Here is a 6,073-nt window from a genome sequence, read left to right as displayed (position 1 = left end):
AAGCCCAACATGATTCCCTGGATGCTTGACCCGGCGAAACACGTTGCTAGACAAGACATCATTTATCCATTCGGCCGGGTGCTGGCCGAATGGTCGCACTGGGGCGCCCAGGCGCACCAGCCGTTTCTCTGCGGAGTCGGCGCCGTGCTCTTGGAGGCGAACTTTCGAAATCGCTCTAGAGCTCAACGCCTCTCCTTTCGGCGTCAGGTGGAGCACCTTGCCGGCCGCGCGTCCGAGGTAGCTGGCATTACCAGCTTGGTACGAGATGCCAACGTGGCCGGGCAGGACCGTTTGCCCAAGAGCCGTCTGACGGGGCATGGGATCCGAATAGGCCACGACCACGGACACGTCGGGCCGAAGGGCTCGTAGTGCCTTGAAAGCGCTGGCGAGGAACCATGACTCGGCGTTGTAGGGAACGGCGTCGAGCAGTACAAAGCGCCCAAGCTCCGTGCCATTCTTGGTCTGCTGGCCTGTGTAGCGCGGCACCACGTTGTTGTTGATCGGGATACTGAATACGGCGACGCCGACCAGATTGCGGCCATGGAAGAGGCCAATCCGCTCTTGTGCAATAGGGTACCCGCGATTGCCGCACTGTTCCGCTTCGCGACGCCTTCCATGACGCTCTTGCTGAGCGGTGCAGTGCTTTGCTTGGTCGCGCTCGCATGGTTCGAAGCCTCCAAACGGCTTGTAAGTCGTCGTACGTGATGGGCCCGGAGTTGTCGCATCAAGTCGTGTACGTGGGCATCGTCCAACGTCCCCTGATGGGCGTTGCTGAGCGTACAGCCTGCATCCATGACCGCTACCGTCGCTGCCGATGGCTTCACGCTGCTCCGCGTAGTCGTAATACCGCCGAGGACTGAGCGTTCATTCAGAACGCGTAGACTCCATGCCATGCGCATAATAGCTTTGGCTCTTTCGCTTCTCTTGCCAGTACTTGTCTGGGGTTCCGACCTGTCGGCAGGACAACCAGGGCCTCCCATCGAGGTCAAACTGCTGGATTCTTCGCAGAAGATTCTCCTCTCCGGCGCCACTGGCAAAGTCACGATAGTGAATTTCTGGGCTACATGGTGTGCCCCATGCCGCGAGGAAATGCCCGCCATACAGGCGTACTACGACAAGCACAAATCCGAAGGACTTCAGGTCATTGCCATCAGCATGGATGACTCCTCAAAACTTGATGAGGTCCGTCGTATGGCCAGCCACTACACCTTTCCTGTTGCTATAAAAAACGAAGCAAACATCAAAGGCTTTGGAAGAATCTGGCGACTGCCCTCGACTTTCGTCATTGATCGCCAAGGTGTATTGCGCAAGAACGGGCACGAAGGCGACCCCACAGTCGACCTTCCTGCTCTTGAGGCGTTAGTGACACCTCTTCTCGGCGTTCACTGATCAGAAGTCAATCCGCGTGCCCAATGAGACGGTGTACGTGGGCGCCAGTTGGTAGCCGTTCAGATTCTGGAAAATCGGCACCTGAATGAATCCGTAGACCTTCACCTTTTCGCTAACGGGAACCGTCACGCCGGGACTCAAGTAAACAGTCTGACCGCCACTATCGTCCGGGGTCGCATTTGCTCCGGAATCCTTGTTGGAGGTACGCGCATTGATCTGGATCTGGGGAATGACTTTCTCCAATGCCATGTATCGGAAGCCGACGTTCAGATTGAGGGAGTCGCCCGGTTTGTAGTCGTCCCTGCTGTTGGTCGGCGTTTGATATAGACCCTGCACAAAGTAATCCCAGTTCTGGGACAGTGAGTCGAAGTAGAACGCGCCGACGATTAGGTCCGTGGTTCCGGTGCCAGGCTGAAGTCCCCGATCCAATGCCTGCCCCGCAATGGCGCCACCGCTAAACGTCTCCGTATAGCTCCCCATCGGTAGCTTCACGCCGAACTGGATGCCGAAGTTGCGGCTCTCGGTGAGCCCCATGTAGCGACCGATAAGCTTGACGTCACCGATGCTGCTGGTCCTGGACGTGCCGGCATCGCTGCCATCGAAGTTCTGGCCGTTGGTTGCGTGATTGCGGACAACGTAAGGTAACTGGACAGTGATGCCCCAGTCCTCGTTGAAACCATAGTCGAAGGCCGCCGTCAGGTAGGTGTTCTCTGTGTAGAGCTCCTGCTCATGCCCCGAGATGGGCCAGGTGCCAACCTTGCTGGTTCCGCTGCGGACTTCGTTTTGATTCAGGTAGTCCAACCGGAGGTCCATCCTCAGCCCCGGGGTTGAAGAAACCCCCTGGCTGCCCCAGTCCGAACTCAAGGAGCATCCGCAGCTTGCACAGGCAAAAGCGGCGGCGCCGGGAATTGCGGCCAATGCCGCGACGAGAATTCTTGTCGATTTGTTCATGGTTGCGTGATTGAATGAAGTCAAAGGAAGCTACGCCACTTCGTCCCGCCAGTCCGCCAGGAAAGGCAAGCTATCCCGATGTAACGGGAGCAGATACGAGAGGGAAGAGGCGTGTAGCCGCTTGGAGATCCTGACCGGTGGTCAGGCAATCGCGCGAGGAGGGGCTCGGGAGTATGGGCTACGCCACGCACCTGCGTGGGCGTGGCGAGGAAACGGGGGAATCGGGATCGCTTGTGAACTTGGCTTCTCGATCTCAACTTGCCCGTTTGACGGCAAGCCAAGAATCGGCGCCAACGAAGCGCAATAGAGGCAGTCCTGTTCATGAGACGACTGACCCGTCGGTGATTGCGGCGTGCCCGGATCATCCTGCGACACAAGCCGCATGCCGCCAACCGTACAGACCTCGATCCAGTTGCCCGACGAGGCATTGGCGCTATGAGCCAGTCCATGCGAGTAGACCGGCAGAACGGCCGAGCCAAGCGCGGCCATGAACGCCAGGCTTAGTCGGAACGTGCGCAGAATGCTCGCCAATCTCATGACGGGGTATTCTAGGCTCTTGCAGGTATGCCGTAGCGCGCGACTGACCGCCCGCTTTCGCTGGCCGCGAGCGGCAGCAACGGGTCGGCAGCGTCAGTAAATTCCGCACCGGACCTGTCCTCCACGTTCGGATCGCTATCACCGCACAAGAGTTCCCGGTACCGGTGGTACGGCGGCCATACGAGCTGTTGCCTGTCGAATGACCGGTAATGATCGCCGCAGCCACTGCGGCCGCCGACAGCGAGTGACTCAGTTCAGTCTGAACCAAGCTTTGGCCTCTGATGATCCACCAGCGCTCCTGGCCGAATTCTGCAGCCGCCAAAGGCAGGAATTCGCGCAATCGATAGCGGCTACGTCTGAGCCAGCTTCCTCGCGCGGAGCTGGTCAGGGTTCGCCCCATTCCCCTTCGGCGATTGCGCCGCCCTGGGTCTATAGATCGAAAAACTACGCACGGCGCGTCGAGCGCGACATGACAGGAATCGGCCGCGAATCGAACGCTGAGGCGGTGCGGTGATGGCGACGCTATTGCCGCGTACATGAAAGAAGACTCGTTGACCGATCTCGAAGTCTTGAATCCGGACCGGCCACACAACCCTACCGTCGGAGAGGTCGATTCAGTTGAGGCAGGTCAAGGATCCGATGCTTCCTCTCCCTAGAATCGGACCAGGCGATGTTTCCTGAAGGGCGTTGCCGAGCCTACAGTCTGCATCCATGACCGCCACCGAACTTCTCGCCTTGATTTCTGCCGCGCTGCTTCTGCAGCTGGCGGCGGGAATCGGTTGGACGGTCTGGCGGCAGCGTGCTACCGATGCCAGCGCTAAGCCGGCGACACCGACCATGGCTCCCCACAAGTCCGAGGCGGCGTGGGCGGGTTGGCGAGATTTCCGGGTCGCGCAGCGTGTGTTCGAGGATGAGGCGCAGTCACAGTGTTCGTTCTATCTGCAGCCTATGGACGGCCGGCCGCTGCCTCCTTTCAAACCAGGCCAGTTCCTCACTTTCGCACTCGACGTAGCATCTCGTCCCTTAGATGGGGTGGCCGCCTTGCAGCCGATCACGCGTTGCTACTCACTGTCGGATCGACCCGATCCTGCGTACTACCGGGTGACGATAAAGCGAATGCCTGCACCGGCCCCCGAGTTCCCGCCCGGCCTGTCATCCAACTACTTTCACGATCACATTCAGGTAGGCGATGTCCTGCGCGTCAAGGCCCCGGCCGGGCACTTCTTCATCGACCCTGATCCGAACGTGCCAGCAGTGCTCGTCGGCGGCGGCATCGGCATCACACCTATGATGAGCATGCTACGCTGGTGCATAGCCCAGCAGCCGCAACGGCTGGTGCACCTCTACTATGGGCTGCGCAACAGCCGAGAGCATGCCTTCAAGCGGTTGATCGAGGAGATGGCTGCGGCGCACCCGGCACTGAAACTGAACGTTGTCTACAGTCGTCCCTGCGATTCCGACCTGCAAGGGCGCGACTATCAGCACCAAGGGCATGTGGACTTAGATCTGCTGCGCCGCACATTGCCGCATGGACGCTACCAGTTCTATGTCTGCGGTCCACCCGCCTTGATGCAAACCCTGGTGCCAGCGCTGGCTGAGTGGGGTGTACCTGTCAGTGACGTCCACTACGAGGCCTTCGGTCCTGCGTCCGTCAAACTGCCTGGCGCAGCCGGGTCTGATGAACCCGTTGCAACGGATATCGAGGTGAAGTTCCACCGTTCCGGGCGTACGCTGACCTGGGACGGACGGGATGCTTCGCTGCTTGACTTTGCGGAACGGCACGGTATCACTGTCGAGTCCGGGTGCCGCTCAGGCAGTTGTGGCAGTTGCGAGACCCGGATGCTGGAAGGCACCGTGCAGTACGAACACGCTCCTGACCACGATTTTCCGTCGGGCCATTGCCTGCTGTGCGTTGGCCGGCCCTCGTCAACACTGGTGTTGGAGGCCTGATGCCAGTGCCTGCCCGCCTCCTCAGCCGCGAGGTTCTTCCCTTCCTGGGAAGTTTTACTGCGCTGACACTCTTGGCGTTGTCCATCGACGGCCTGCTGCACCTTTTTGATCTGCTGTGGGTCGGCCGCTGGCTCGGAATTCCCGGTACGCTGCTGATCATAGGTTCCACGGTCTATTCGCTGCGCAAGCACAAAGTCATCCACCGTGGACACCCGGCCAAACTGCTGCGCTGGCACGAGTTGCTGGCCTGGTTCGGATCGCTACTGGTCCTTGTGCACGCGGGCGTCCATTTCAACGCCATCCTCGGATGGCTCGCCGTTTGGGCGATGTTGATCAATGTTGGTAGCGGTCTGACGGGTAAATTCCTGCTGGATCGCTCACGCCGGCGTATGGAGGAAGCCCGGCAGCGTATGCGCGAGCGCGGTCTCGGCGAGGAGGAACTTGAAGACGGCCTGTACTGGGACAGCCTGACCTTTGACGTGGTCAAGCAATGGCGCTTGGTGCACTTCCCCATCACACTCGCCTTTTCAGTTCTTGCCACGGCGCATATCGTCGCCATCTTTCTGTTCTGGGGCTGGAAGTGAAAAGGCGCCCAGTTCTTTTCATCGTCATCGCGCTCAACCTGCTTGCGGTGGTGGCGCTGGCCTTCGTCTATCCCCACCTCATGGTGAGCCCCGGGCCACTTGTCAAGGGGCACGAGAAAATCGCGACCGATTGCTTCGCCTGCCATGCTGCCTGGCGCGGTCCTTCATCGGGGCAATGCATCGGGTGCCACGCTGTCGCGGACGTCGGACTGAAAACCACAAAGGGTGTGCCGATTTCCAAGGGAACCATCATGGGGTCGTTCCACCAGGAACTGGTCGAGCAGAACTGCATAGCCTGTCACAGCGACCACCAGGGACCGAAACTCACCAAGCGAAGCCGCAAACCGTTTTCACATGGCCTGCTAAAGGTGGCGGTGCGGGATGCGTGCTCTTCGTGTCACGCGTCACCGAAGGACAAGGTGCATCGCGGGTTGAAGGTGGAATGTTCGAGATGTCACGCGAGAAAGGCCTGGACGCCGGCGCACTTCGACCACGCTCTGCTGGTCAAGGCTGAGCTGGACCGATGCGATAGCTGCCACAACGCGCCGACCGACCGGTTGCATCGACAGATTAAGGGCAGCTGCAAGTCCTGCCACAAGACCGAGGCGTGGAAACCGGCGACGTTCGACCACAACAGGTACTTCGTGCTAGGGATTTGCTGA

The 6,073-nt window shown here is 59.7% G+C and carries 7 protein-coding genes; 4 read left to right on the top strand and 3 right to left on the bottom strand.

Translation table 11 applies throughout. The features are described from left to right. A partial coding sequence (locus CDE01S_RS18910) for a Mom family adenine methylcarbamoylation protein (protein ID WP_500778423.1) occupies positions 1-555 on the bottom strand: 555 nt, incomplete at its 3' end. Between the two features lie 237 nt (positions 556-792). Between CDE01S_RS18910 and CDE01S_RS17650 the strand changes: the two genes are divergently transcribed. Then, positions 793-1,389 (top strand): TlpA disulfide reductase family protein, encoded by a 597-nt coding sequence (locus tag CDE01S_RS17650; RefSeq protein WP_218016545.1) that lies wholly within the window; start codon positions 793-795, stop codon positions 1,387-1,389. Here the strand turns inward: CDE01S_RS17650 and CDE01S_RS17645 are convergent, their stop codons facing one another. After that, the gene (locus CDE01S_RS17645; RefSeq protein WP_066710787.1) at positions 1,390-2,340 is read right to left on the bottom strand and encodes a transporter family protein; all 951 of its coding nucleotides are present in this window, start codon (positions 2,338-2,340) and stop codon (positions 1,390-1,392) included. A gap of 141 nt (positions 2,341-2,481) precedes the next feature. Beyond that, positions 2,482-2,829, bottom strand: coding sequence for a DUF2946 family protein (locus CDE01S_RS19275; RefSeq protein ID WP_369406373.1), 348 nt, complete (start codon positions 2,827-2,829; stop codon positions 2,482-2,484). Positions 2,830-3,588: 759 nt separating this feature from the next. Between CDE01S_RS19275 and CDE01S_RS17640 the strand changes: the two genes are divergently transcribed. From CDE01S_RS17640 to CDE01S_RS17630, 3 genes are read left to right on the top strand one after another with little or no spacing between them, the layout of a single operon-like run. Beyond that, positions 3,589-4,827: a 2Fe-2S iron-sulfur cluster-binding protein gene (locus CDE01S_RS17640; protein WP_066710784.1), complete on the top strand. Its 1,239-nt coding sequence runs from the start codon at positions 3,589-3,591 to the stop codon at positions 4,825-4,827. After that, positions 4,827-5,411, top strand: coding sequence for a hypothetical protein (locus CDE01S_RS17635; RefSeq protein ID WP_066710781.1), 585 nt, complete (start codon positions 4,827-4,829; stop codon positions 5,409-5,411). Before CDE01S_RS17640 ends, CDE01S_RS17635 begins: the two co-directional genes overlap by 1 nt. Beyond that, the gene (locus CDE01S_RS17630) at positions 5,408-6,073 is read left to right on the top strand and encodes a cytochrome c3 family protein (RefSeq protein ID WP_066710778.1); all 666 of its coding nucleotides are present in this window, start codon (positions 5,408-5,410) and stop codon (positions 6,071-6,073) included. Before CDE01S_RS17635 ends, CDE01S_RS17630 begins: the two co-directional genes overlap by 4 nt.

Source organism: Curvibacter delicatus NBRC 14919, assembly GCF_001592265.1.
GTDB classification, from domain to species: domain Bacteria; phylum Pseudomonadota; class Gammaproteobacteria; order Burkholderiales; family Burkholderiaceae_C; genus Hylemonella; species Hylemonella delicata.
This window is presented reverse-complemented; position numbering and strand designations above follow the sequence as displayed.

Coding starts and splice junctions, on each gene's coding strand:
- CDE01S_RS19275 (WP_369406373.1), bottom strand. CDS start 2,829: ATGGCCGCGCTTGGCTCGGCCGTTCTGCCGGTCTACTCGCATGGACTG.
- CDE01S_RS17640 (WP_066710784.1), top strand. CDS start 3,589: ATGACCGCCACCGAACTTCTCGCCTTGATTTCTGCCGCGCTGCTTCTG.
- CDE01S_RS17645 (WP_066710787.1), bottom strand. CDS start 2,340: ATGAACAAATCGACAAGAATTCTCGTCGCGGCATTGGCCGCAATTCCC.
- CDE01S_RS17650 (WP_218016545.1), top strand. CDS start 793: ATGACCGCTACCGTCGCTGCCGATGGCTTCACGCTGCTCCGCGTAGTC.
- CDE01S_RS17635 (WP_066710781.1), top strand. CDS start 4,827: ATGCCAGTGCCTGCCCGCCTCCTCAGCCGCGAGGTTCTTCCCTTCCTG.